The sequence below is a fragment of the Lysinibacillus sp. NPDC056185 genome (genome assembly GCF_047737915.1).
Classification (GTDB): Bacteria; Bacillota; Bacilli; order Bacillales_A; family Planococcaceae; genus Lysinibacillus.
Map to the genome: position 1 here is coordinate 21836 of NZ_JBLLLQ010000035.1, position 25136 is coordinate 46971.

At 38.7% G+C, this 25136-nt stretch carries 28 protein-coding genes; 5 read left to right on the forward strand and 23 right to left on the reverse strand.

Annotation, left to right across the window (positions count from 1 at the left end; all coding sequences use genetic code 11):
- Positions 1–65 precede the first annotated feature (65 nt).
- Together ACMZ42_RS23100 and ACMZ42_RS23105 are read right to left on the reverse strand one after the other, a co-directional pair.
- Positions 66–485, reverse strand: a complete 420-nt coding sequence (locus tag ACMZ42_RS23100) for a hypothetical protein (protein ID WP_415732927.1) — start codon at positions 483–485, stop codon at positions 66–68.
- Positions 486–852: 367 nt separating this feature from the next.
- Positions 853–1368: a gamma carbonic anhydrase family protein gene (locus tag ACMZ42_RS23105; RefSeq protein ID WP_370078757.1), complete on the reverse strand. Its 516-nt coding sequence runs from the start codon at positions 1366–1368 to the stop codon at positions 853–855.
- A 74-nt stretch (positions 1369–1442) separates the two neighbouring features.
- Between ACMZ42_RS23105 and ACMZ42_RS23110 the strand changes: the two genes are divergently transcribed.
- On the forward strand, positions 1443–2420 hold the full coding sequence (locus ACMZ42_RS23110; RefSeq protein ID WP_415732928.1) for an NAD(P)H-dependent flavin oxidoreductase: 978 nt from the start codon (positions 1443–1445) through the stop codon (positions 2418–2420).
- Complete coding sequence (locus ACMZ42_RS23115) at positions 2417–2824, forward strand: PaaI family thioesterase (RefSeq protein ID WP_415732929.1); 408 nt, start codon at positions 2417–2419, stop codon at positions 2822–2824. The genes ACMZ42_RS23110 and ACMZ42_RS23115 overlap by 4 nt, the downstream gene beginning before the upstream one ends.
- 1223 nt (positions 2825–4047) lie before the next feature.
- On the opposite strand, the gene paaX is transcribed toward ACMZ42_RS23115, so the two are convergent.
- From paaX to ACMZ42_RS23190, 15 genes are all read right to left on the reverse strand, one after another.
- The gene (paaX, locus tag ACMZ42_RS23120) at positions 4048–4872 is read right to left on the reverse strand and encodes a phenylacetic acid degradation operon negative regulatory protein PaaX (RefSeq protein ID WP_370078751.1); all 825 of its coding nucleotides are present in this window, start codon (positions 4870–4872) and stop codon (positions 4048–4050) included.
- Between the two features lie 30 nt (positions 4873–4902).
- Positions 4903–5670, reverse strand: a complete 768-nt coding sequence (locus tag ACMZ42_RS23125; RefSeq protein ID WP_415732930.1) for an enoyl-CoA hydratase-related protein — start codon at positions 5668–5670, stop codon at positions 4903–4905.
- 68 nt (positions 5671–5738) lie between these two features.
- The gene (locus tag ACMZ42_RS23130) at positions 5739–6941 is read right to left on the reverse strand and encodes a thiolase family protein (RefSeq protein ID WP_415732931.1); all 1203 of its coding nucleotides are present in this window, start codon (positions 6939–6941) and stop codon (positions 5739–5741) included.
- Complete coding sequence (locus ACMZ42_RS23135; protein WP_415732932.1) at positions 6938–7807, reverse strand: 3-hydroxyacyl-CoA dehydrogenase; 870 nt, start codon at positions 7805–7807, stop codon at positions 6938–6940. Before ACMZ42_RS23135 ends, ACMZ42_RS23130 begins: the two co-directional genes overlap by 4 nt.
- 74 nt (positions 7808–7881) lie before the next feature.
- Positions 7882–9390, reverse strand: a complete 1509-nt coding sequence (locus ACMZ42_RS23140; protein ID WP_370078743.1) for an aldehyde dehydrogenase family protein — start codon at positions 9388–9390, stop codon at positions 7882–7884.
- A 16-nt stretch (positions 9391–9406) separates the two neighbouring features.
- Positions 9407–10180 (reverse strand): enoyl-CoA hydratase-related protein, encoded by a 774-nt coding sequence (locus tag ACMZ42_RS23145; protein ID WP_415732933.1) that lies wholly within the window; start codon positions 10178–10180, stop codon positions 9407–9409.
- 2 nt (positions 10181–10182) lie between these two features.
- Entirely contained in the window at positions 10183–10959 is a 777-nt protein-coding gene (locus tag ACMZ42_RS23150) for an enoyl-CoA hydratase/isomerase family protein (RefSeq protein WP_415732934.1), read from the reverse strand.
- Positions 10959–11261: an EthD family reductase gene (locus ACMZ42_RS23155; protein ID WP_370078738.1), complete on the reverse strand. Its 303-nt coding sequence runs from the start codon at positions 11259–11261 to the stop codon at positions 10959–10961. The genes ACMZ42_RS23150 and ACMZ42_RS23155 overlap by 1 nt, the downstream gene beginning before the upstream one ends.
- Before the next feature lie 20 nt (positions 11262–11281).
- Positions 11282–11779, reverse strand: a complete 498-nt coding sequence (gene paaD, locus ACMZ42_RS23160) for a 1,2-phenylacetyl-CoA epoxidase subunit PaaD (RefSeq protein ID WP_370078736.1) — start codon at positions 11777–11779, stop codon at positions 11282–11284.
- Positions 11780–11808: 29 nt separating this feature from the next.
- The gene (gene paaC / locus ACMZ42_RS23165; RefSeq protein ID WP_415732935.1) at positions 11809–12609 is read right to left on the reverse strand and encodes a 1,2-phenylacetyl-CoA epoxidase subunit PaaC; all 801 of its coding nucleotides are present in this window, start codon (positions 12607–12609) and stop codon (positions 11809–11811) included.
- The gene (paaB, locus tag ACMZ42_RS23170) at positions 12602–12955 is read right to left on the reverse strand and encodes a 1,2-phenylacetyl-CoA epoxidase subunit PaaB (protein WP_370078732.1); all 354 of its coding nucleotides are present in this window, start codon (positions 12953–12955) and stop codon (positions 12602–12604) included. Before paaB ends, paaC begins: the two co-directional genes overlap by 8 nt.
- A gap of 23 nt (positions 12956–12978) precedes the next feature.
- On the reverse strand, positions 12979–13932 hold the full coding sequence (paaA, locus tag ACMZ42_RS23175; protein WP_415732936.1) for a 1,2-phenylacetyl-CoA epoxidase subunit PaaA: 954 nt from the start codon (positions 13930–13932) through the stop codon (positions 12979–12981).
- A 72-nt stretch (positions 13933–14004) separates the two neighbouring features.
- Entirely contained in the window at positions 14005–14244 is a 240-nt protein-coding gene (locus tag ACMZ42_RS23180; protein WP_370078728.1) for a ferredoxin, read from the reverse strand.
- Between the two features lie 28 nt (positions 14245–14272).
- Positions 14273–15289, reverse strand: a complete 1017-nt coding sequence (locus ACMZ42_RS23185) for an NAD(P)/FAD-dependent oxidoreductase (protein ID WP_415732937.1) — start codon at positions 15287–15289, stop codon at positions 14273–14275.
- Entirely contained in the window at positions 15286–16617 is a 1332-nt protein-coding gene (locus tag ACMZ42_RS23190) for a phenylacetate--CoA ligase family protein (protein ID WP_370078724.1), read from the reverse strand. The genes ACMZ42_RS23185 and ACMZ42_RS23190 overlap by 4 nt, the downstream gene beginning before the upstream one ends.
- A gap of 449 nt (positions 16618–17066) precedes the next feature.
- Here ACMZ42_RS23190 and ACMZ42_RS23195 point away from each other — a divergent pair, with 449 nt between their 5' ends.
- Complete coding sequence (locus ACMZ42_RS23195; RefSeq protein WP_370078722.1) at positions 17067–17501, forward strand: PaaI family thioesterase; 435 nt, start codon at positions 17067–17069, stop codon at positions 17499–17501.
- A gap of 104 nt (positions 17502–17605) precedes the next feature.
- Here ACMZ42_RS23195 and ACMZ42_RS23200 read toward each other — a convergent pair whose 3' ends face one another.
- The 5 genes from ACMZ42_RS23200 to ACMZ42_RS23220 all read right to left on the reverse strand — a co-directional run bounded on the left by ACMZ42_RS23200 (position 17606) and on the right by ACMZ42_RS23220 (position 22383).
- Positions 17606–18352 carry an ABC transporter ATP-binding protein gene (locus tag ACMZ42_RS23200; protein WP_370078720.1) on the reverse strand — a complete coding sequence of 249 codons (747 nt, stop codon included), beginning with the start codon at positions 18350–18352 and terminating at the stop codon, positions 17606–17608.
- Positions 18345–19142 carry an ABC transporter ATP-binding protein gene (locus ACMZ42_RS23205; RefSeq protein WP_415732938.1) on the reverse strand — a complete coding sequence of 266 codons (798 nt, stop codon included), beginning with the start codon at positions 19140–19142 and terminating at the stop codon, positions 18345–18347. Before ACMZ42_RS23205 ends, ACMZ42_RS23200 begins: the two co-directional genes overlap by 8 nt.
- Positions 19135–20187, reverse strand: a complete 1053-nt coding sequence (locus ACMZ42_RS23210) for a branched-chain amino acid ABC transporter permease (RefSeq protein ID WP_415732939.1) — start codon at positions 20185–20187, stop codon at positions 19135–19137. Before ACMZ42_RS23210 ends, ACMZ42_RS23205 begins: the two co-directional genes overlap by 8 nt.
- Positions 20188–20199: 12 nt before the next feature.
- Entirely contained in the window at positions 20200–21081 is an 882-nt protein-coding gene (locus tag ACMZ42_RS23215) for a branched-chain amino acid ABC transporter permease (protein WP_370078714.1), read from the reverse strand.
- Positions 21082–21171: 90 nt separating this feature from the next.
- Positions 21172–22383, reverse strand: coding sequence for an ABC transporter substrate-binding protein (locus tag ACMZ42_RS23220; protein ID WP_415732940.1), 1212 nt, complete (start codon positions 22381–22383; stop codon positions 21172–21174).
- 493 nt (positions 22384–22876) lie between these two features.
- On the opposite strand from ACMZ42_RS23220, the gene ACMZ42_RS23225 reads away from it, so the two are divergent.
- Positions 22877–23785 carry a LysR family transcriptional regulator gene (locus tag ACMZ42_RS23225; protein WP_415732941.1) on the forward strand — a complete coding sequence of 303 codons (909 nt, stop codon included), beginning with the start codon at positions 22877–22879 and terminating at the stop codon, positions 23783–23785.
- A gap of 98 nt (positions 23786–23883) precedes the next feature.
- Here the strand turns inward: ACMZ42_RS23225 and ACMZ42_RS23230 are convergent, their stop codons facing one another.
- Positions 23884–24192: a hypothetical protein gene (locus ACMZ42_RS23230; RefSeq protein WP_370078708.1), complete on the reverse strand. Its 309-nt coding sequence runs from the start codon at positions 24190–24192 to the stop codon at positions 23884–23886.
- Positions 24193–24560: 368 nt separating this feature from the next.
- Between ACMZ42_RS23230 and ACMZ42_RS23235 the strand changes: the two genes are divergently transcribed.
- Positions 24561–25073: an NUDIX hydrolase gene (locus ACMZ42_RS23235; RefSeq protein ID WP_415732942.1), complete on the forward strand. Its 513-nt coding sequence runs from the start codon at positions 24561–24563 to the stop codon at positions 25071–25073.
- The last annotated feature ends 63 nt before the right edge of the window (positions 25074–25136 follow it).

The window sequence follows — 25136 nt, forward strand, 5'->3', positions numbered from 1 at the left end:
GGCAAAAAACAGGACATGCTACAATAGCACGTCCTGTTTTCTCCTTTTTATGGTTCTTCAACGTTTTATTTATATAACTCTTTATAAACAACTACTTTTAAGGCCGTCATTTCTTCGTCTGTTAATTTACCTTCCATTTCTTGAATGACTTGATCTTTCGTCATCGAACCATTTTGTACTTTTACTCTTATATTATTAAGCTCCGAAATACCAACTTTTTGAATGATTACTCTTGTAGCTTCTTCTTTTGTTGTAAACGGCAACTTGCTGCTGTCTGCAGTTTTAGCCTCTTCCATAAATGATTTTAGTTGAGGGTCACTTTCAATCGTATTTTTAATTTCATCCATTTGTCCGCTTTGCTCTAATTCTGTTGAAATAGTATCAACAACCTTATCGGATGCATACTTCATTCCATAATGATAAACCCCATAACCAATAACACCGATGAAAATTACAATGATCAGAAGGAATTTAATAAATCTCATACTCTCACACTCCTTAATTCTAAACATAATAATACTATATAGTGTGGAAAGATGAAAAATGATAACCTTGCGAACAAAGCCTTTTACAGATTTTCCGAACGAGAAAGCCTATGCAGGGTGTAGCCCGTCTTTAGACATGGGATGAAAGTGAGGTCAGACAAGAGGTAACTATTGCTACCTTAATTGTCTGAAAGGGTGTTATACTTCATCTTAGACTAGTAAAAGTCTATAAAACACGCTCGTTCATTGAAAATTGGATATTTGAGAACTGTTCAAAACAGAAATGGACTGCGAACGCATAGTTACTCAGGAGTCCCACTGACATTATTCAGCTTGTCCCTTTAGGGCTGGGAGTCTCAAAAGCAAATTAACCCTCTACTATTTCTTTAAATTCTTTTCCCTTTTGGACGTATGTGTCGATTGATAACTGGATTAACTCGATGTCTTTGTCTTGTAGCTGACGTACGACTTTCCCTGGTGAGCCAACAACTAATGAACGTGGTGGGATTTTTGAGCCCTGTGTAATAAGTGTGTTTGCACCAATAATGCATTCTTCCCCAATTTCAGCATGATCTAAAATAACAGAACCCATACCAACAATCGAGCGGCGACCAATTTTGCAACCATGTAAAACTACTTGATGACCTACTGTTACTTCATCCTCTACAACAACTGGAGCCCCTTCATATAAATGAATGGTTGAATTATCTTGGATACTACAACGTTTTCCAATGGTAATACTATCTTCATCTCCGCGTAGTACAGCATTAAACCAAATAGACGATTGTTCACCAACCGTAACATCTCCAATAATATACGTGCCTGGCGCCTGAAAAACTGATTCATGAACATTTGGCTTCTTTAAAGCGTATGTAATCTCCATTAAAATCATCCTTTCAATCTTCCGAATATTTTGCTAGAATTTAGTATAACATATTTTTAACGGGGGTGCTATTTTTGAATCAATTATGTTCTGTATTAGCAATAAAATACCCTATTATCCAAGGGGGAATGGGTAATATCAGTAGTCCTAAACTTGTGGCAGCTGTATCGAATGCAGGTGGCTTAGGGACAATCGGCTGTGGGACAATGACACCTGCAGAAGTTGAAGAACGCATTGTTGCAACGCAGCAATTAACGCAAAAACCATTTGCCCTCAATGTGCCAATCAATGTCAATCCTTATACAAAGGAATTATTGCAATTAGCTATTACACATAAAGTACCGGTCGTTTCTTTATCGGCAGGTAATCCAACTTTATATATAGAGAAATTGCATGCTCATCATATTCGAGTGATAGCTGTTGTAGCATCTGTTAAACATGCGATTAAGGCCGAGCAAGGCGGTGCAGATGTGATTGTTGCTGAAGGTTATGAAGCTGCAGGCATTAACTCCGATTTAGAATTGACGACCTTTACATTAATCCCTCAAGTAGTCGATGCGGTTTCCGTACCTGTTATAGCAGCAGGTGGTGTTGGTGATGGTCGCGGATTAGCAGCTGCGTTAATGCTTGGTGCAGCCGGTGTTCAAATGGGAACTCGCTTCATTGCTACACAGGAAATGCCAGTACATCAGACCTATAAACAAAGACTAGTTGATGCAACTGATGTGGAAACGGTCATACTAGGACGTTCAGTTGGACAGGTTCGCCGTGTGTTATGTTCACCTTTCACCTCTTCGCTTCTTGCTGATGAAGGAAAAGGTATAACACTTGCTGACTATCAAGAACGTACATCCGAAACCTATCATATAAAAGGTGCTATGGAAGGAAATGAGCAAGGCGGTTTTATGAATAGCGGTCAAATCGCAGGGATTATTCAAGACCTACCGACCGTTACGACGCTTATCGAGACTATGATGGATGATGCTCAGCAATGTCTAAATCGGACATTACTGAATACTTTCCAAAACTCAGTTAGGGGTGTTCAATTATGACGACTATGATCGATTTAAAGCGAGTGATTGATGGAGAAATTGAACCACCGTCATGTGATAAAACATTAGGTATTCATGTAAAATCGGCTATTGCCGGTAAAGCCGTTTGCTCTTGGAACGTCGATGAACGCTTTTTAAATGGGCATCAAGTCGTTATGGGAGGATTCATCACTTCTGCAGCAGATATTACGATGGCCTATTCGATGGCTTCAATATTAGAAAGTAATCAAGGATTTGCGTCGATCAATTTACAAACAACATTTTTACGACCTCTTTTCATCGGAATGGCTACGGTTGAATCAACAATTGTCAAGCAAGGCCGAAAAACATGTTATGTGGAAGCAACCGTTTCTCAAAATGGACAGTGTGCAGCCAAAATAACATCTTCTATCATGATCCTATAAATGAATACGTTCTCGTAGTGTCGAAAAAAATTGTCGGGAAAATATTTGTAAAGATTGTCGCGCTTTATACCGCCCCAGGCTTTTCGCTTTTCTATTGGGCTTATTTCAAAAGTGAACACTATGAGTCGCCGAAGTTTCTTTTTATCACTATAAATTAGAGTAACATGCCAGAAGATTCATGCTAAAGTTCAGTGGTTGATTGGAGTGGAGGCTGGGCGACTCCTCGGGGATCAGCGATTGAGGAACGAAGGCTAAAAACATCACGTCCTGTGATAACGCCTTCGTGACCAATATCGTGTTTGCCTGAGACCCTGCAGCGAAGCGAATGTTTTCTATGCGAAAGCATGTTGCTAACGTAGCGTCAGCAAATGTTTTATCTGTGCGAAAGCGTAGCGACAGCAACAACAAAGCGGCTCATCGGACGCCCCCAGGAAACTTTGCTCTGCACGAAAGCGTAGCGTCAGCCGCAAATGTTTTCTGTGCGAAAGCGTAGCGTCAGCAATTGTTTTATCTGTGCGAAAGCGTAGCGACAGCAACAACAAAGCGCTCAGCCGGAAAGGAAATCACCCCCTCATTTTGCAGAAAAAACATATTTTAACACAACAAAAGAGCCTGAGACAGAACTCGATTATTTTGAAAAATAGCGAAAATAGATAATAACCTTTTTCGCTTCAATGAGTAGAGTGTTCCTCCTTAGTTTATCGAAACACTTCCATGCATTATCGACCAACTTTTAAGTTTTATCTACCAACTTTTGAATTTTATCTACCAACTTTCACGTTTTATCACCCAACTTCTGAATTTTATCGACATCCACCTTCCAAAGAACAAAAAAAGCTTATGTCATCAAGTCCGCCCGAATCAACTGATTCACATGACACACATTTTAACAAAATGTCATCCAACTTCTTAGTTTATCGAAACACTTCCATGCATTATCGATCAACTACCAACTTTTAAGTTTTATCTACCAACTTTTGAGTTTTATCTACTAACTTTTGAATTTTATCTACCAACTTTTACGTTTTATCACCCAACTTCTGAATTTTATCGACATCCACCGTTCCAAGAGCAAAAGAAGAGGCTGGGACAAAACTTGTCAAAACCTTAAAAAGCGCGAGAAATCAATTTTAGAAATTTTGATTTCTCGCGCTTTTTTGATGTGAATTTTTTAAATTTTGCTTTTAAAATATACTTATGCCCCTGCCTCCTTATTTCGTTTTTTAATTATCTGCATGGAATATTTCTTCAAAGAAACGGCATGATGGGCCTTCCAATAAATTATAATATTCTTGGAATAATAGCGCAGCATGATTTCCACTCCACATCGGCGGTAACAATTCTTGTGGCAGTCCTGGATCGATAAATAAAAATTTACGATATTCATGAACAAGATTTGTACGCTCTACAAAACACTCGGCATCTGACATTTCTTGTCTTGAGATTGCACTTTGATGAATAATATATTGCTTACTATATTGATCCATAAACTTCTCATAACGTGCCTCAATTTCAGCCAACGACCAGCTTTTTTCGATTAGTGCTTCATGATCATGAGGGCCGATGTATTCAGCCGTAAAAAAGTCTACATGATTAGCAATATCATATTTTTGAATGAGGAGTTTAACCTCTTCTTCTAAATTATTCGGGGATATCCAACAGCCATTCGAAAAGGAGCCAAATCCACTCCATAAGAGCTCTTTACGTAATTCATCTCGAATTTGTCGCTTGTCTTCTGGAATAGAGTACATTAAAAGTCTCCATTTCCCATCCCACTGAGTCGGTTTTAATTTGAAAATACGATTTGCCGCCTCTTGCATCCGTATTTCACCGCGTTTTGTTAAAAAATAATAACTACGGTTCCCTCGTTTTTCTGATTGTAGCCATCCTTGTTTCACCATTCTAGATACAGAAACGCGTACATTTTGCTCTGTGTGACCGAATTCTTTTAAATAACGAATCAAACTACCGATCCAAATTTTTGAACCGTAATGCATAATATAATCGCCATAGAGCGTAAAAATCATCGACTGTGTATTTGCGCCCATTCTCTCCCTCTACTTTCTAACTCATTTTCCTTAAAATGCAGGTTGCCTTTTCTCGCTGAACGCCTGTAAAGCTTCGAGACGATCTTCTGTCGGAATGACTAACTCATATGCCTTCGATTCGATTGCAAGACCCGTTTGTAGATCGGTATTCATTCCTTGTGTAATGGCATATTTTGCTTGACGAACAGCGACAGGGCCATTTTGCATAATGCGCATTGCGAGTGATTCACATTCGTCTAACAACGCCTCCCGAGGCACTGCTTTTAAAATGATGCCTAGAGCTTCTGCCTCTGTAGCTGTTATTTTCGCTGCTGTTAAAATCATTTCTTTAGCTTTCATTTCACCGATTAATCGTGGTAATCGCTGCGTACCACCTGCACCAGGAATTATTGCCCAACTTGTTTCAGTAAGACCTAGTAGTGCCTCGTTAACTGCAATCGCAAAATCACATGCTAATAACCATTCAAATCCACCACCTAGTGCATGCCCATTCACCGCTGCAATAGTTGGTTGTGGTAAATTTGCTATACTATTAAACACGTCTCGGATTGCGCGTACGTTCCGACGTACTTCTTGCGTCGTTAATGTTTTTCGTTCTTTTAAATCTGCACCCGCACTAAATGCCTTTTCGCCCGCACCTGTAAAAATGACAGCGCGGACATCCTCAGCTATATGTAATTCGTCTACTACTTGTTGCAGTTGATTTAAAGTATCATAATTAAAACAGTTTAACACCTCTGGACGATTTATTGTTACATAAGCAATATAATTTTCTATTCTAAATGAAATACTTTTCATTTGCAAACTCTCCTTTTCTATTCGATTTTTTAGAAAAAAACGGCACATTTTTGTGCCGTTTATAATGATTAATCAATATTTTCAATAATCGTTGCAATCCCTTGACCGACACCGATACACATCGAAGCAAGGCCATATTGTACGTTTTGCTTTTTCATTTCGTAAAGCAATGTAGTCATTATTCGGGCACCGCTTGCACCTAGTGGATGACCAAATGCAATAGCGCCTCCGTTGACATTAACTTGTGCTGGATTTAGTTCAAGCTGCTTAATGGATTCTATTGCTTGAGAAGCAAATGCTTCATTTATTTCAAATAAACCAATGTCATTTGTTGTTAGGCCAGCACGTTGTAATGCTTTTTTTGAAGAATAAATAGGGCCAAGACCCATAACAGCAGGCTCTAATCCTGTAACAGCACCTGTTATATATCGTGCAAGTGGTGTTATACCTAACTCTTTTGCTTTTTCTGCACTCATTAATAATAATGCCGAGGCACCATCATTCACACCAGAAGCATTACCGGCTGTCACAGTCCCATTTTCAAAAATAGGTCGTAGTTTAGCAAGTGCTTCTAAGGTTGTATCAGGGCGTGGATGTTCATCTGTATCCACGATGATTTCATTGCCTCTTTTATCTTTCACGTATACAGGTACAATTTCTTCGGCGAAACGGTTTGTGGCAAGCGCTTTTTTTGCACGTTGTTGGCTTTCAAATGCAAATGCATCTTGTTCCTCGCGACTAATATTAAAACGTTTGGCGACATTTTCAGCAGTTTGGGGCATTGTCTCCGCTCCATACATGCTTTGCAATTTTGGATTCGTAAAACGCCAGCCGATCGTTGTATCAAACATCTTTTGATCGCCTCTCGGATAATCCACTTCCGGTTTCCCCATCACAAAAGGTGCACGTGTCATACTTTCCGTACCACCCGCGATAAAAATATCGCCTTCACCACTCTTGATAGCACGTGCTGCATAATGTATAGCATCCATGCCTGAACCACATAGGCGATTAATGGTAGTTCCCCCGACCTCTATTGGTAGTTCAGCAAGTAATGCAGCCATACGGGCGACGTTTCGATTATCTTCTCCCGCTTGATTGGCATTTCCGAAAATAACATCCTCAATTTGTAGGACTGGCACTTTTGGGTTCCGCTCTATAAGCGCCTTTATGACAGTCGCAGCTAAGTCATCAGGCCGAACAGTTTTTAATGCACCTTTATAACGACCAATTGGTGTACGAACAGCATCTACAATTACAACTTCAGTCATTTTTTCACCACCTCTTTTTGCTCGCTATAGTCATAAACCCCTTTTCCACTCTTTCGACCTAGACGTCCAGCTTGTACATATTGTTCAAGCAGTGGTGCTGGGCGGTATTTTTCACCGAGCTTTTCATGTAAATAGCGCAAATTATTCAGACGTACATCAAGACCGACTAAATCGACCAGTTCGAACGGTCCCATTGGATAATTTAAGCCTAGTTTAATAGCTTTATCGATGTCTTCAGGACTACCTAAGCCTTCCTGTAACATATAAAATGCTTCATTCCCAACGAGTGCACTAATACGGCTTGTAACAAAACCTGGGAATTCATTGATGACGACCGTTTGTTTGCCCATTTGTTCAGCAATTTCGCAAATGTTTTGGACTGTTTCATCACTTGTTTCCAAACCTTTAATAATCTCCACGAGCTCCATCTTATGCACAGGATTAAAAAAGTGCATCGCAATCGTTTGTTCAGGTCGTTTTGCGTAGGAAGCAATTTCTGTTGGACTCATCGTTGAAGTATTTGTGGCAAATAAACAATGTGGTGAAGCAAACTGTTCCATCTGCTCGAAGACAGCCCGTTTAATGTCCCTTTTTTCGGGTACGGCTTCAATGATTAAATCTGCTTTATTGGCGACAGTAGCTAAATCTGTCACATAAGTCAGACGTAATGTTGCTTCCTGTACTTGTTGCGCTGTTAATTTTCCTCGTACAACAGATTTTTCGAAAATGGATGTAATTTCATTTTGCGCATTTTGTAACGCCTGTTCATTAATGTCTATAATAGCTGTTTCAAAGCCACTGATTGCGCTAACGTAGGCAATGCCGCGACCCATAACCCCTGACCCGATGACAATAATTTTTTTCATGAAAGCAACCTCCTTATTGTGAAAACCACATACGACGAGTGAAGATATCTCATCGCATATGGTTTTTGTGGTGGTTAGACGCCTAGTGGATTTAGTGGGCGGCTACCATAATATGAAATGATACTTTTCGTCTCTGTATATAAATCTAATGTTTCGATGCATAGCTCACGTCCGAAACCAGATTGTTTATACCCGCCAAATGGGGTACCTGGCATTGCGGAGAATGGGCAATTGACCATTACGATTCCTGCTTGGATTTGATTCGCAACACGAGTAGCACGTGCCCCATCTTTAGACCAAACTGCTGAGCCTAAACCAAACTCTGAATCATTCGCTAGTCGAATCGCTTCTTTTTCATCGCTAAATGGCATAACAACAACTACTGGACCAAATATTTCTTCACGCACAACTTTCATGGATTGCGTTACGTCTGTAATAATAGTTGGTTCATACCAGAAACCATTTTCAAAGCCCTCTACAGCCGCCACTTTACCACCTGTTAAAATGGTTGCGCCCTCTTCAATGGCTGATTTCACATAGCCATCGATTGTATTTAATTGGTCTTGATCGATAATTGCCCCCATGTGAGTACCTTTATCGAATGGATCACCTAATTTAATTGCTTTTGTTTTCGCAACAAATTTCTCTAAAAACTCATCATAAATGTCTTTGTGCACGTATAAGCGTGAACGCGCCTCGCAAGATTGCCCTGAGTTATAAAAAATGCCGTACAATGAACCATCTACCGCCGCATCAATATCAGCATCTTCAAACACTAGATTTGGTGATTTCCCGCCTAGCTCTAATGTAATGCGTTTTAATGTTTGAGAAGCTTTTTCCATAATTCCTTTACCGACTGGTGTGGAACCTGTGAAGGCCACTTTATCGACTTGCTGATGTTCCACTAAGTAATTCCCTACATCTTTACCTGAACCAGGAATAATGTTGACAACCCCAGCTGGTACACCCGCTTCTAAGCAAATTTCACCTAACACGATCGCTGTTAATGGCGTTAAAGAAGCTGGTTTAACAATAACGGAACAACCAACAGCAATGGCTGGGGCAATTTTCCAAGCAGCCATCATGAGTGGGTAATTCCAAGGAACAATTTGTGCACATACTCCGACAGGCTCTTTTTCTGTGTAATTATGAAATTGACCTGGCATATTATTTACGGCTCCACGATGGCCAACAATCGCACCTGCGTAAAATTCGAAATCTTCTATTGCTTGGTTTACTTGGCCCTGCGCAGTGCCAAGAGATTTCCCTGTATCAAGCATCTCAAGCTCTACGATTTCATTAAAGCGAGAGCGCATAATAGCAGCAATCTTATGGAGCACCTGTGCACGACGATTAACTGGATATTGCTTCCACTTCCCGAAATCAAATGCTTGTCGAGCTGCTTGCACTGCACGCTCTGCGTCTTCCTGTGAAGCTTTTGCAACAGTCGCTACGGCTTCTCCTGTCGCAGGATTAATCGTTTCGAATGTCTCACCATTACTGCTCTCTACTTTTTCACCATTAATAATTAAATGATAAAAATCGCGTTTCACTAATACTTTCTCTTGTACTTGTTGTGTCATTATCATTCACTCCTTTTTATTGTCCATTAAATTGAGGCTGTCTTTTTTCTGCAAATGCTTTCATACCTTCTTGATGATCATCTGTCGCTCCAGCAATACTTTGGCTTTGTGCTTCGTAAACAAGGAAGTCTTCGAACTTTAAGTGTTCTGCTGCCTTGATATTACGTTTAATAAGGCCGATTGCTTTTGTCGGTAACTGGACAATTTGTTGCGCGAATGAATGAACGTCATCTTCAAATGTTTCATTGCTATAGACAGCAGTTGTTAAACCTAATTGTTTGGCTTCCTCTGCTTTTATGCGTTGACCGAGTACTGAAATTTCAAGCGCTTTAGCATCGCCTACTAATCTTTTTAAGTAGTATAAATTCCCCGAATCAGGAATTAACCCTACATGGATAAAGGCATTCATAAAGAAAGATTTTTCCGACATTACACGAAAGTCGGCAGCAAGCGCTAAACTAAAGCCAGCACCTGCAGCTGCACCATTCACAGCTGCGATAATTGGTTTTTCACAGCTATGTAACTGTTGAACCATCGGACCATAGTTATCTGTTAAAATATCACCAAGTTTTGTATCTTCACCAATAACCGAAAGATCTTGACCTGAACAAAATGCGCGACCTTCACCACGAAGTACAATACAACGCACTTCATCATCTAATGACGCTTGTTTGACAGCAGTACGAATTTCATGATTCATCTGTGCAGTGAATGCATTTAATGTTTCGGGACGATTTAATGAAATATAAGCTACGGATTCTTTTAGTTCGTATTGTATAGTTTCAAACATACTTATCTCCCCTTAAAGTTCGGTTGACGTTTTTCAACAAATGCTTGCATGCCTTCTTTTTGATCTTCTGAAGAGAATAATAAATAGAAATTTTTCCGTTCAAACTGCATTCCTTCATAGAGCGAGTAGTCGACAGCTTTGTTGACAGCTTCTTTAATAAGACGTAAAGCGAGGGCAGGTTTTTGTGCGAGCATCATCGCTGTTTTATGTGTTTCTTCTATTAATATCTCTGGTTGTACAACCTTGTTGATGATGCCATATGCGAGCGCTTCATCAGCAGTAATCCTCGCTGCGCTCCAAATCCACTCTAATGCTTTCGTTCGCCCTACTAATTTTGTTAAGCGCTGTGTACCACCGGCACCTGGCATAACGCCAAGGTTTATTTCAGGGAAGCTAAATTCTGTGCCCTCTGCGGCGATTAATACATCACAACAAAGGGCTAATTCAAAGCCACCTCCGAAAACAAATCCTTTAACACTACCGATAATAGGCTTTTTAATTTGCCCTATGCGATCCCAATCAGCGAATTGATTTAATAGTTCTAAACGCACTGTATTGTCTGCCGCCATTTCATCAATATCTGCACCGGATGAAAACGCTTTTCCATTCCCGGCTAAAACGATGACCTGTACGCCTTCGTCACGATCAAACAATTCCATCGCCTGCACAATTTCTCGTACCATGGCACGATTTAATGAATTGTATTGGCGAGGGCGGTTTAAGTTAATAAACCCTATCCCTCCGTCAATCGTTACTTCAATAAATGTGAATGCTGTCATTATGCATCTTCACCGATGATTAATGTGACGATATCACTCGCAAAGCTCATTAAATCTTTGCCCGACGCTTTCCCTTCTGGTGACCGTAGTCCATTCTTTAAATCTTCTGGGCTATCATATGTCATTTCACACATTAAGTAATATGGCGTTTCTGTACCCATCGGAGTTGAATTAAATTTAGTTACTTTCATTTCACGTAAGCCTGGTATTTTCGCAGTAATCGGTGTATGAACTTTTTCGTAATGCTCATCAAATGCCACCTTATCAACAGGGTGTTTGTATAACGCGATTAATTTTGCCATCTTAAAATACGCTCCTTTGTCTACATGGAAGTAGAAATTATTTTCATTGCTTCAAATGGATTTTTACAGCTTTTGCAATACAAAATACTACGACAAGCTGTTGGACCAAAAATGTTTTCTAGCGTGACATAGGTAGAGCCACAGTATGGGCAATCTACATGCCAAGAGCCGTCTTCTTTTAAAAAACGAGGTGGCGGTGCAATACCGAATTTCTTTAGTCCTTCTCGTCCCTTTTCTGTTACACGATCAGAAGTCCAGGTAGGATGATTAATAAACACAACACTCACTTCCCGAACATCTTCTAGTCGTTCGACTGCTTTTTTTATATTTTGTTGAATAATTGTTAATGCAGGACATCCTGAAAATGTTGGTAGCACTTCAATACGGACATGACCATCATTCACTTGCACACGCTCAACCATGCCAAGGTCAATAATACTCACCGTATCAATTTCAGGGTCCTTCACTGTATCGAGTACTTCATAGATGTGTGCTTCGTGCAGACCCGTAGTTGCCATCGTTATCCCCCTTTTTTTGCAATAGATCGTTACCAGCTTGCCGCTAAATCTGATCGATACACCTCTGACATTGTTTCAATAGCCGAAGTTAAATCATCTGTATGTTGTCCGAGGCGACCATTGATGATCGGTTCTGGTAATACAGGTATTGCGATTTCTACTGCTTCAAAAATCGGACTTACAATGGCAAACCAACGTTCATTTATGGCCGCTTCTGACTCAATCAGTCCACATGCTGTTATATGCTCAGCTGTGTTGCCCAATGACAATAAATCCCCAGAATCTTTTATTACCTCTTGTAATGCTTTCGTCATACGTGAACGTGATTCTTCTGTTGCTGTACATAATTGCGTAAACCACGCTGTCCAGTGCATCTGATGATAATAAAGTTCCGTACTAATTTTCACAGCCACTTCTCGGATTGGTACATAGCTGCTCGCTTTGAGTGCATCTATCTTTGCTTTTTTCGCCGTTGTATAGACAAAATTACGTGCTACTGCGTATCCCCAATCATAATTCGGCGCTTCTTTGTAGTAACCTTCTCCATTCGGGCGTTCTACAAGTAGACTGTTACAACGCTCCTCTTTTGGTCGAAGCTGTGCTAATGAATCTGCAACGCCTTCGCCAAGCTCTTCTAAAAGCGTGTAATATAATTTTGCGTGTCCCATTGTATCTTGTGTTATGGATGAGAATGCTACATCTTCCTCAATATGCGGCGCTAGCCCAAGCCACTCAGAGCCACGATACGAAAATAAGTAATCATCATCCGCTAATTGATAAAGTACTGTAATGACTGCCTTTTTATATTCTGGCGTTACTTCATTAGTCATCTTTCTTCCCTCCCCCACCCCAAGATAGAATTTCTTTTTCGTCCAGCATGACTTGTTCATAGTGACGCCATTTTTTCTTTAAGTAGCCGTAACCTTTTGTTGTACGGTAATCTTTATTGTCTAGTCGTTTTAGCGCTTTTTTATTGTCTTGGGATAGGCCGTGTAAATGTTTACGATTGACTACCCAAATGTCTACCACAGGCTCACGACGCATAAAGTTTTCCTGAGCCATAACTAACGCCATTTCTCCATTCGGTGCTAAAAGACTAAATTGATGCTGGAAATGTGATGTTGGTGTTCGTTTACTAAATACTTCGAATTCTTGATAGAAAGATTGTTTTTCCACGATGATACCCCCTCTCTATAGCGTTAATTTACTAGAGCTGTTAATGCTTCCCGTACCCAAGCGTTATTTTCGTATGATGAACGACGAAGTGCTAAGCGTTCTTGAGAACATGGACCTTCGTTGCGTTGAATCTTTTTGAAATACTCCCAGTTTGGCTCTTGGTAAATCCATTTATTTTGCGCTTCATCAAAATGCAAAGTTGGGTCTGGCACAGTTAAACCTATTGATTGAATACGAGGAACGTATTTTGTTAAGAAGCTTTGACGTAATTCTTCATTCGTTAAGACACGAATTTTATATTTAATAGTCAAATCTTGTTTGCTAGAACCTGTTGTGTCCTTTGATGCTGGGCCAAAGAAAAATAATAGTGATTCCCACCAGCGATTTAACGCGTCTTGCACAAGTGCACGTTGTTCAGGTGTACCTTCTGCCAGCGCCATAATAATGGCTTCACCGTGTTGTGCATGGAATACTTCTTCTGCACAAATACGTTGTAAAGCACGTGCGTAAGGACCATACGAAGAACCTAACATGTTTGTTTGCGAGATAATGGCAGAACCATCTACAAGCCAGCCAATTAAACCCGCATCCCCCCATGATTTTGTTTCCATATGGAATACATTGTGGAACTTAAGACGCCCTTCGAATAAATCAATCATTATATCGCCGCGATCTTTACCATATGGTTTTAGTAAATCTTCTGCTACGCGTAATAATAATTGACCATGTCCCATCTCATCTTGAACCTTCGCCATAATTCCTAGCTTTCGATATAATGTCGGAGCTTTTGGAACCCATTCTTTCTCAGGAAGAGCACCCATTATTTCACTAATACCATGCATCGAAATTAATTTGATTAGTGCCAAACGGTATTCTTCTGGCATCCAATCATCTACTTCAATCTTTTCACCTGCAGCAATCCGCGCCTCGAATTGCTCTTGTAATTGTTGTTCAGATACTTGAGCAACGACACTCATAGTAAAAAACCTCCTTATATAACTATTATTCGATAATCGTTACTATTATGTTATGTTGAAGGGCAAAAAAAATCACACTTCCAACAAGACTTTATTATCGTTCGCTACTTTAATTGATTCTGTTGGACAACCTTCCATCGCATCCTCTAAATCATCATATAAATCGATCGGCACTTCTTTGCAACCTTGGTTATTGTCTAAAATAACAAAGGCGATTCCTTCGTCATTATAATCAAAAATATCCGGAGCCGATGCGCCACATGCGCCACAAGCAATACATGTATCTTGATCTACTCTAGTGAATTTCGCCATACACTCATTCCTTTCACAACCTTCTGCATTAGGTAAGCTGTTTCTTTTTTTCTTCCATTAGACTTGTACTATGCAACGGCTGCACTTTAGATGTCGGATCAATATATACTTTTGCGTTACTAATAGCAGTAGGCGCCTCTCCAAACCCACTAACAATTAGCTTCACTTTCCCATCATATGTGCAAATATCACCTGCCGCATAAATTCCTGGAATGTTAGTTTCCATACGTGAATTAACGACGATGGCATTTTTACTAATTTCCAAGCCCCAGTCTTTAATGGCCCCTATCGACGAAACAAAACCAAAGTTTACGATAATATCATCGACACCATAGATTGGTTGGATGGTTTCGTCTTTTGCATGCTTTAATTTGACATGTGTAATGTGCTCTTCTCCTATGAGTTCTTCGGGTACATAAGGTGTAATGACCTCAACAGTTGATTGCATTAAATTTTCTACACTATGTTCATGCGCACGAAACTTATCCCGTCTATGGACAATAGAAACCTTTTTAGCAATTGGTTCTAGCATCATCGCCCAGTCGACTGCTGAATCACCGCCACCAAACACCATCACGTGGCGATCTTTAAAAGCATTGAGATCATCAATGAAATAATGTAAATTACATTGTGCATACTTGTCTTCCCCATCTAATTCAAGCTTTCGAACTTTAAACGCACCGTTTCCAGCAGTGATCAATATTGTGCGAGAATAATGCGTACTCTTCGTAGTAACAATTTTAAAAATACCGTTTTCATCTTTTTCGATAGTTTGTACAGATTCATTCGTACAGACATCTACTGGGAAAGTATTCATTTGTTCTTTTAAATTATTGATAAGATCTTGTGCGCGAGTTTTCGGAAAACCCGCTATATCATAAATATATTTTTCTGGATAAAGAGCAGCTAACTGGCCGCCCAATTGAGGAAGACTTTCGAGAATTTTGACGCTCATGCCTCGCATACCACCATAGAAGGCGGCAAACATACCAACAGGCCCTCCACCTATAATGGTCACATCTTTTATTTGCTCAGTATCAATCATTGAAGAACCTCCTTCTGTTCCATTCTTCTATCAATGACACGAATTGCTTTTCCTTCAGAGCGTGGAATAGCACCTCTATTTTCAATGACTAGACTAACGGAAACTAAGCAGGCATTTTTTAAATCGTGCTTGATCTCCTTTGTCAGTAATTGTATAAGCGGATGGCTGAGGTCACCTCCTACTTTTTCGTATAATTTCGGCGTTAACTCAACATGTAGTTCAATCGCATCCATATTTCCTTTTTTCAATACATGGATTTGATAGTGTGGTGCCAACCCTTCTACTTGCAGTAACTCACGCTCGATTTCAGATGGAAAAACATTGACTCCACGAATAATTAACATATCATCTGTACGTCCCTTAACACGTGCCATTCGCATTGTTGTACGTCCACATTTACATTTTTCACGTGTAATCGAAGTAATATCACCAGTACGATAACGAATAATTGGAAGCGCTTCCTTTGTTAAACTAGTAATAACCAATTCTCCATCTTCTCCATCAGCTACAGGTTCTAATGTATCTGGATCAATCACTTCTACGAAGAAATGATCTTCCGCTATATGTAAACCATCTTGCGCTTCATAGCATTCAATCGATACGCCAGGACCTAGCACTTCACTTAAACCATAAATATCCATTGCGCGAATTTTTAATTTATCCTCTATGGCACGGCGCATTTCCTCTGACCAAGGCTCTGCACCAAAAATTCCATATTCAAGCCCGTTCGTCGCTGGATCGATTCCCATTTCCTCCATCTTTTCAGCTATGGTTAAAATATAAGAAGGTGTCCCAGCGATGCCTCGTGGTTTAAAATCTTCAATTAATGTAATTTGACGCTCAGTATTTCCACCTGAGACTGGTACAACTGCTGCGCCTAAAGTTTCGGCTCCGTAGTGTAAACCCATCCCGCCAGTAAATAAACCGTAGCCGTAAGCATTATGAAAGATATCTGATTTGCGTCCCCCTGCGGTAACAATAGCGCGAGCTAAAAGTCCCGACCACATCTCGATATCATTTTTTGTATAACCAACAATTGTTGGCTTTCCACTAGTTCCCGAAGAACCATGAATGCGGACTACATCATCCATCGGTACTGCAAAAAGTTTAAATGGATATTGCTCACGTAAATTTACTTTTTTAGTAAATGGCAATTTGCGAATATCTTCTAAGCTTTGAATATCAGCTGGTTTAACGCCAAGCTGATCAAACAGTTTCTTATAGAAAGGTGTATTGTTATACACTTTTTCTACTGTTGCTTTTAATCGCTCCAGCTGAATCTTTGCCATTTCTCCCCTTGAAGCTGTTTCTATTTCTAGATGATACATTCCCTAGCCCCCTTTATGCTATTACAATTCCCCTTGTATAACAAATAAATTACGATAGTTATAGTTTCGTAATTAAGATTAAGATAAACTTATTTGTCCGAATTGTCAATATATTTTATTATTTCTAATTAAAGTTGGTTAATTAGTCGTCTTCGAATGTTTTAGCTTAAATACTATTTGTTAACAAACACAAAAAGCTATTTTCATATATCCCCTTTAAACTCGCTATTAATAAGAGATAATTAAATAATATACACAAAAATAAATCGTAAATGCAAAATAATTCTACAAAACTACGTTAATACGTTTACTTTCCCAACAATAGATGTTAAATTGATTTTATATTTCACTTTAATTTCAATCGTTTTTAATTTGTATGTATGATTTGTCTATATTATACATATACACAAATGGTATAAATAATTTTTATAAATAAAGGGGGATTCACATTGACATTAACTGAGGCACAACTACACGAGAAATATTATGATGATATTTTTGAAGCTTTATCAAATGAACCATTTGCAAATTATTTAGGGATGGAATTAGTAGAATTAAAAGCAGGCTTTGCAAAAGTGACACTTTCTCCAACACCTCACATGCTCAATACACACGGGACTGTACATGGAGGTATTATTTTTTCTTTAGCCGACTATGCCTTTGCAGCCGCTAGTAATTCTTACGGCAAAACAGCTGTTGGTGTAACGAATACCATACATTACATGAGCGCAGGTTTGGCAGATCACCAACTAATAGCTATCGCAAAAGAGGTTAAAAAAACACGCCGTTTAGCTTGGTATCAGATCCATGTTTGGAGCAACGATGAATTATGCGCAACAATGGAGGCGATGGTTTATCGTAAAAATGAAAATTTCATCGAATAAGAGGAAGATGTGAGTAACCTGTGTTAAATAGGCTGCTCACATCTTTTTTGACATCGTAAAATCCCTCACTTGTTACAACAAGGAGGAATCTCGATGATGCTATCTTATACTTGCATAATATCCTTCGGCGTCGTCTGTGGTTTACCGAAGTATGCTTCTTGGATTTTTGGATCATTCAACAACTCTTGTGCTGTACCTGAAATGGCCATCTTCCCATGGGCTAAAACGCATGCACGATCGGCCACCTTCAATGCAGCTTTCACATTCTGCTCGACTAAAATAATCGTGACACCTCGTTCATCACTCAATCTACGTAAAATAGTCATAATGTCTTTGACGATTAGAGGAGCAAGTCCTAATGATGGCTCATCAAGCATCAACACTTTTGGATTGGCCATTAAACCTCGCCCAATCGCTACCATTTGCTGCTCTCCACCTGACAGTAAACCACCCGGGCGATTAAGCATTTGCTTTAGTCGAGGAAATAATTCCACAATTTCCTCATAGTCTCGATGCACAGTTTTTTTATCTCGACTATAACGGTGATAAGCACCGAGCATCAGATTGTCCTTGACAGACAAAGAAGAAAAAATCTGTCTTCGTTCTGGCACTAAACATATGCCATTGGCAACTGTCTTTTGTACACCATCTTTCGTAATATCTAACCCTTTGTATTCAATTTTCCCTTCACTTGGTGAATACACACCTGCTAATGTACCGAGGAGCGTACTTTTCCCCGCACCATTTGATCCGACAATCGATAATAACTCTCCTTCTACTAGTTCAAATTCAATACCTTCAAGAACATGTAAATGCCCGTGATAAGTATGTAAATTTTCAACTTTAAGCATAGACAACACCTTCTTCCGCTTCATCATCGCCTAAGTACGCTGCTACAACCTTTGGATTTTTGTAGATCTCTTCTGGTGTACCTTCTCCAATCTTAACCCCGTTATCGACAACAACTAAACGATCTGAAATAGACATAACGGTTTCCATATCATGCTCGACGAATAAAAAAGTCATTCCCTCTGCGCGCATTTTTAATATGACATCGACTAATTGCCTTGATTCCTCAGCGTTTAGGCCCGCCATTGGTTCATCTAATAAAATGAGTTGAGGTTTTGAAATCGCTGCGCGTGCAATTTCAAGAAGTCGTTGGCACCCATAAGGTAATTTATCAGACATTTCATAAGCAAACTCAGCAATACCTACATCTTTTAAACATTGCAATGCTCTCTCCATCGTATAAACTTCTTCTTTCACAACATTCGGTAAGCGTAAACCGGCCGTTAAAATATTAGTTTTCATCGTAATATGTGCACCGGTCATGACATTCTCGATCACGGTCATATTATCGAAAACTTCTAAGTTTTGAAATGTTCTTGTTACACCGGCTTGCGCAATCTGATACGGCTTTTTTCTTGTTAACCGCTCCCCTTGGAAATAAACATTCCCTGATGAACTTGGCAATACCCCTGTTATCATATTGAAAAGTGTTGTTTTCCCTGCACCGTTAGGACCAATAACTGCGAATATTTCACCTTTATTAATAGTGAAGGATACATTGTCTACAGCAACAACTCCTCCGAATACTTTCGTTAAATTTTCTACACTTAAGATAAGCTCTTTATTAGTCATTCGCTTCCCCTCCAGTAGCTTGTGTATCGATTGTGAACGCTATCGGTGCAGGGCGCTCTTTCTTCTGAAACTTCCCGATAATTTTCAGAAATTGAGGAACTAAACCATTAGGCATATAAATCAACGTTAAAACTAGCAATAAACCAAAGAAAACGATTTCGAATTCCCCTCCAATATTAGGGAAGAATACTGGTACAAAATGTTTTAATAGTTCACCAAGTAGAACATAAGTAGCTGAGCCGACAATGGCTCCCCAAATATTATTTAATCCACCGATAATAACCATTATCAATAAATAAATGGAGGTATTGGCTGTAAATAAATTCGGATTAATAAATGATACATAATGTGCTAAAAGTGAACCCGAAATAGATGTGAAAATAGCACTTATCACAAAAATTTGTAATTTATATTTCATTAAATTTACACCAACGGCATCTGCCGCAATCTCACTCCCCTCAATCGAACGTAAACCACGCCCAATTCTTGAGTGAATAATATTCCGTGAGAAAATAAGTGCCATAAAAACAAATAGCCAAATTAGATAGAAGTAACTTTGATCTGTAACGAATTCAAAGCCGAATAACTGAATCGCCGGTATACCGAAGAAGCCATTCGAGCCCCCTGTAATAGATGTTAATTCTTTAAATGCTGTATACACAATAATGCCAAACCCTAGAGTTGCTAACGCTAAATAATAGCCTTTCAACTTAAAAGTAGGGATCCCGATTATGAAAGCAACAAACGCAGAAATGAGCGCACCTACCAATATTGCTAACCATGGAGATAACCCTAATGTAGCTGTCATATAAGCAGATGTGTAGGCACCAATCCCATAAAAGGCCGCATGCCCTAGTGAAATTTGTCCTGCATAGCCTGTTAACATCGTTAAACCTATACATACTAATGCATAAAAGCCAATCATCGTAAAAATAGCGAGCATATAATTAGATCCAACTAGTGGGATACAAAATAGTAGCGCAAAAAAAATACTTGGTCCAACTAAGCTGTTATTATAGATGAGTTTTAAGCTCTTTTTGTTCATCGTAGTCCCCCCCTACACACGTTTTCCAGAAGCTTTTGCGAATAGACCTTCTGGTTTTACAAATAAAATTAATAGCAATAAAGAGAAACTCACTAAATCTTTTAAACCAGATGACCATAATCCCTCTGTAAATGCTTCAATAATTCCGATGAGAAAGGCACCAGCAATTGCCGCTGGGGCATTTGTTAAACCACCGACAACTGCTGCAACAAACGCTTTAATGCCAAGCATCATCCCCATATCGTAGGATGCACCGGAGATTGGCGCGATTACTGTACCCGCTAAAGCTCCCACACCCGCACTTACAATAACAGCAAACAATGACATTTTATTTGGATTGATGCCCATTAAACGTGCAGCAAATGGATTTATAACACAAGCTGTTAATGATTTTCCTGTAAATGTATAGTTATAGAAGTACATCATGGCGATTAAAATAACGATTGAAAGGCCAATCGCCCACAAATTTTGTGGCAGTAATACCGCTTCAAAAAATTGAATAGGTGTATTATCCGTAAACGGCGGTAATGTTTGGGCTTGTGTTCCCCAAATTAAAATCGCAATACCTCGAAATGCAATCGATACACCGATTGTAATGATTATTAGCGTTGTCATGGACGATTTACGAGCTGTATGAATTGCTGTTCGTTCAAATACAGCACCAATTGCCGCCACAATGACGATACTCAAAATAATAGCTAACCATAAAGGTAGATTAGCTTTCGCCAGTGATATACTGATTAACGCACCAAACATAGCAAATTCGCCTTGCGCAAAATTAAGGATGCCCGTCACGTTATAAATAATGACAAAGCCAACCGCAATCAATGCATAAATGGCTCCTATTGTTAAACCTGAAAATAATAATTGCAACATTTGAGAAAATGTTTCCATATAGTCTTTCACTCCATTCTTTTCGAGGTTACTAAGCTCATAAATGAATGAACAGTGATAGAGAGATACCACTGTTCATTGAAGTTGTATTTATTTATCTTCTAAAGTCCACTTACCGTCAGCAATACGTACCATTGCAAAACTATCCGGACTCAATCCCATATGATTATCCGCAGTTATGTTAAAAGTACCTGTCAAACCTACATATTCACCGAGTTCTTTTTCAATGTAATCTCGAAGAGCCTCGCTATCACTACCTTTTGCTTCAATTGCTTTCGTAGCAATCGAGAAAGCATCTGCTGCATAGGCACCAAATGTACTTGCTGGTTTATTGTATTTCGCTGTGAAAGCTTCGTTATACGCTATTAATAATTCTTTTTGCGGATTTGAATCTTCTAATTTGTCCGCAATTAATAATTTACCCGTTGGTAATATTACATCGTTTGCTGCTGCACCTGCTACTTCGATAAATTGGTCCGTTGCAACACCATGACTCGCAAGAACTGGTATATCTAGTGCTAATTCACGAATATTTTTAATGACAACCGCTGACTCTTGAACAGTTCCCCATACAATTATTGCATCAGGATTTGCTTTTTTTACACGAGTTAACAACGGCTTTGCATCTGTTACCGTCGCTTCAAATTCATCTTCAATGACTGATTCCACACCGTAATTTTCTATGTGTTTAACAAATTCTTCATGCCCACCCGTTCCAAAAGAGTTTGCAACGTTTAACCAGGCAACTTTCGTTAAGTTATTATCTTTTAAATATTGTAAAATCCTCTCCACAGCTTGTTGATCATCTTGTGGCATTTTGAATACCCATTTGCGTGCTTGTCCATTTTCATTCATGTAAATTTGTTTACTAGCAGCAACAGAAATGTAAGGTACCTGATTTTGCTCTGCCAAAGGTAACATCGCTAATGAGTTACCACTTGTTGTCCCTCCAATAACGAGCGATACATTGTCTTGTGTTAATGCTTTTTTCATGGAAAGAATGGCTTCATTTTGGTCAGATTTATCATCATATGTTACTAAGTCAATTTTTCGACCGTTAATCCCCCCATCCGCATTTTTTTGATCGACTAACATTTTCAGCGTTTGCATTTCTGGTTCCCCAAGAGCAGCTGCCCCACCAGATGCAGAAAAAATTCCAGCTATTTTGATTGAATTTGCTGATGCTTCACTGCCAGAACTAGCGGAAGATGCATCACCTTTCCCCGAATCCGATGATGAACTACAAGCCACCATCAATAGTGCCCCCATCAATAGGAAGAGAGACAATAAAGTCTTTTTCATAAACACTACACCCCTTAATAATTTTTATACCTATAGAAACCGCATCCCCTTTTAAAGTGACGGTATGTATAGCCCTCCGATGGAACGAAAATAAACATCTCTGATATTACCTGTAATCGATATTTTTTAAGAATAATAAAAAAACGATTATTTGGAGATCAAACGCTACATTAAGCAGAATTTTCTGATTTTGGTTAATCAAAAGAATAACATGTATTTTAATAAATGATAAATACTAAATATATACATTAAAAACTCATATATATATGTTTTCGGTATACTCGTACGTTAATTGTTATATAAAATCCATAAAGAACACGTCATTCAATAATAAGTAAAATCCTTGCTAATTCTAGGTTTTACTAAATTATTTAACTAAAAAATCAGAAATATCTAACAAATTTAACGAAAACAAGCGAAAAAATGTTACTATACTGAATAAGTATACAAATTGCATAAACTATTTAATTTTAAGTATAGGGGTGAGAGATTAATGGATTTAAGACAATTAAATTATTTCATTACAATTGTTGAAGAAAAACAAATTACAAAAGCCGCTAAAAGACTGCATATGGCACAACCGCCACTTAGCAATCAATTGAAAATTATGGAGAAAGAATTAAATTGTAAACTATTAGATCGAAACGGCAGAGTATTAGAGCTTACTGAACCAGGAAAGATTTTATATGAAAAAGGCAAAGCACTATTAGCCAATTTCGAAGATACAATTTCAGAAATAAAAGAAGTTGGAGAAGGGTTAAAGGGAGTACTATCAATTGGGGCAGATCAAACCTGTTTATCTTACCTTCCTGAAAAAATTAAGTTGATGCATGAGAGATACCCTAATTTATGCTTCAAAATTATTGAAGGAGATACATTTTTCTTAAAGAATAGTCTTGTAAGTAAAGAAATCGATTTAGCGATCCTGCAACAACCAATTGAAGATGATAATTACTTTTCAATCGGGTTAGAATTGCAGGAGTTTGTACTAGCCACACCTGCACAATGGCATTTACCGAATCCCATTCAAATAGAAGACTTAAAGGATATACCGTTTCTTTCGTTTTATCGTCATCGTAGTTGTAGTACGTTTCGCATTATAATCGATGAATTCAAACGTCACGGTTTTGAGCCTAATATTATTTGTGAGTGCATTGATATTGCGATGGTTATTTCTTTAATAAGTGAAGGTTTGGGGGTAACGATTTTACCAAAAACGAGTCTCGATAAATTTTCAATTCACGGCATTCGAATCATTCAATTTTCTAATTGCCATATCCAATCAAAAGCGAATATTGTTTGGTCAAAAGATCGCTATTTAGCAAAGCACGCAATGAATTTTCTAGAATTATTTACAGATGAAACTGCTCTGCGATCCAGCAGAATAATTCGCGAGAGTTAATGAACTACATGAGGAAAATTCATCTCGCGCTAAGGTGATGAATTGAAGGTTAATAAATCTAAATCTCCCGGTTGAAATTTTGACCGGGAGATTTAGATTTATTTAACATACTTCAAATACTTTTTCACAAAGTCTACAATGTAAAGCACTTCTTCTTCTGAAATATTGAATAGACTGCTAACTTTTCGTAGTTTGGCTGGTGATTTTAATTGTTCATGCACTTGATCAATTCTCATGTATTTACATTTTCGAGGGTTTACACTATCTCGAATCTGCTTGTAACGAAGGTAAGCATACCGAGCAAAAGCATTTAACATCTCCCTCTCCTGCTCATCTCGTTGCAATTTTTTTGCCGCTTCATCGATCGTTTCCGAATCAAATGTCCATGTACCATCTGTTATTTCCATAGTACCACCTCTTTCGTTGCGTAAAGTTGATGACAAATATGGCTTATAGCTGCACCTTAATTAGATAGCATTAAGATTGCCTCCATCTCTTCTATTCATAGCTAGTAGATGCATAAGAAAAAGCCACACCTAGTTAAATGTGACTCTTTTTGTATTTTTGTTCAGTTTTACAAGCTGAAATCCATTAACTCTTAGATTCCGCTTCAATACATGATTTTTGTTTTTCTACCCTTTTCTTATCTTTACTATAAATGAATTATGCCACTGTATAATTGCATCCGGAGACAAAAATCAATATACATAAATCTTCCAATTAGCTAAAATAGAAATAGAATGATTTTATGAATTAGTAATAAGGGAGGTACCCTATGAACAACCAAACTTATGTGAACTGGAGCGGGCATCATCTTAAACTGACATGGTTACAAAATCATACAATTGACGATTTCAGCAAAGTAACAAGTGTACATGGAGTTTGTTTTTATCAAGGGAATGTTTTGTTAGTTCATGTAGACGGGAGAGGATTTAACTTTCCTGGTGGACATATTGAAAAAGGAGAAACACCTGAAGAAGCATTCCACAGAGAGGCATTGGAAGAAGGTTATGTAAAGGGGCAGATCAATTATTTGGGAGCCATTGAAGTCAGTCACGAAGAGAACCCTTTATTCAATGCTGATAGTAAGTATCCTTTAATCGGATATCAAATGTTTTATAGCATGGACATTCAAGAGTGCCTCCCATTCCTTCGAGAACATGAAACGATTTCGCGTATTTGGGTTGAGCCAGAAGAAATACCTTTTGTAATTAATGACCATGAGTTTGCACACATAGTATTACAAGCAGCTTTAATTGAGACTCCCACCCCTAAAGGGACAAGCTGACTAATGTCAGTGGGATTCCTGAGTAACTATGCGTTCGCAGTCCATTTCTGTTTTGAACAGTTC

Coding starts and splice junctions, on each gene's coding strand:
- ACMZ42_RS23100 (WP_415732927.1), bottom strand. CDS start 485: ATGAGATTTATTAAATTCCTTCTGATCATTGTAATTTTCATCGGTGTT.
- ACMZ42_RS23105 (WP_370078757.1), bottom strand. CDS start 1,368: ATGGAGATTACATACGCTTTAAAGAAGCCAAATGTTCATGAATCAGTT.
- ACMZ42_RS23115 (WP_415732929.1), top strand. CDS start 2,417: ATGACGACTATGATCGATTTAAAGCGAGTGATTGATGGAGAAATTGAA.
- paaX (WP_370078751.1), bottom strand. CDS start 4,872: ATGGGCGCAAATACACAGTCGATGATTTTTACGCTCTATGGCGATTAT.
- ACMZ42_RS23125 (WP_415732930.1), bottom strand. CDS start 5,670: ATGAAAAGTATTTCATTTAGAATAGAAAATTATATTGCTTATGTAACA.
- ACMZ42_RS23130 (WP_415732931.1), bottom strand. CDS start 6,941: ATGACTGAAGTTGTAATTGTAGATGCTGTTCGTACACCAATTGGTCGT.
- ACMZ42_RS23135 (WP_415732932.1), bottom strand. CDS start 7,807: ATGAAAAAAATTATTGTCATCGGGTCAGGGGTTATGGGTCGCGGCATT.
- ACMZ42_RS23140 (WP_370078743.1), bottom strand. CDS start 9,390: ATGACACAACAAGTACAAGAGAAAGTATTAGTGAAACGCGATTTTTAT.
- ACMZ42_RS23145 (WP_415732933.1), bottom strand. CDS start 10,180: ATGTTTGAAACTATACAATACGAACTAAAAGAATCCGTAGCTTATATT.
- ACMZ42_RS23150 (WP_415732934.1), bottom strand. CDS start 10,959: ATGACAGCATTCACATTTATTGAAGTAACGATTGACGGAGGGATAGGG.
- ACMZ42_RS23155 (WP_370078738.1), bottom strand. CDS start 11,261: ATGGCAAAATTAATCGCGTTATACAAACACCCTGTTGATAAGGTGGCA.
- paaD (WP_370078736.1), bottom strand. CDS start 11,779: ATGGCAACTACGGGTCTGCACGAAGCACACATCTATGAAGTACTCGAT.
- paaC (WP_415732935.1), bottom strand. CDS start 12,609: ATGACTAATGAAGTAACGCCAGAATATAAAAAGGCAGTCATTACAGTA.
- paaA (WP_415732936.1), bottom strand. CDS start 13,932: ATGAGTGTCGTTGCTCAAGTATCTGAACAACAATTACAAGAGCAATTC.
- ACMZ42_RS23180 (WP_370078728.1), bottom strand. CDS start 14,244: ATGGCGAAATTCACTAGAGTAGATCAAGATACATGTATTGCTTGTGGC.
- ACMZ42_RS23185 (WP_415732937.1), bottom strand. CDS start 15,289: ATGATTGATACTGAGCAAATAAAAGATGTGACCATTATAGGTGGAGGG.
- ACMZ42_RS23190 (WP_370078724.1), bottom strand. CDS start 16,617: ATGTATCATCTAGAAATAGAAACAGCTTCAAGGGGAGAAATGGCAAAG.
- ACMZ42_RS23200 (WP_370078720.1), bottom strand. CDS start 18,352: ATGCTTAAAGTTGAAAATTTACATACTTATCACGGGCATTTACATGTT.
- ACMZ42_RS23205 (WP_415732938.1), bottom strand. CDS start 19,142: ATGACTAATAAAGAGCTTATCTTAAGTGTAGAAAATTTAACGAAAGTA.
- ACMZ42_RS23210 (WP_415732939.1), bottom strand. CDS start 20,187: ATGAACAAAAAGAGCTTAAAACTCATCTATAATAACAGCTTAGTTGGA.
- ACMZ42_RS23215 (WP_370078714.1), bottom strand. CDS start 21,081: ATGGAAACATTTTCTCAAATGTTGCAATTATTATTTTCAGGTTTAACA.
- ACMZ42_RS23220 (WP_415732940.1), bottom strand. CDS start 22,383: ATGAAAAAGACTTTATTGTCTCTCTTCCTATTGATGGGGGCACTATTG.
- ACMZ42_RS23225 (WP_415732941.1), top strand. CDS start 22,877: ATGGATTTAAGACAATTAAATTATTTCATTACAATTGTTGAAGAAAAA.
- ACMZ42_RS23230 (WP_370078708.1), bottom strand. CDS start 24,192: ATGGAAATAACAGATGGTACATGGACATTTGATTCGGAAACGATCGAT.
- ACMZ42_RS23235 (WP_415732942.1), top strand. CDS start 24,561: ATGAACAACCAAACTTATGTGAACTGGAGCGGGCATCATCTTAAACTG.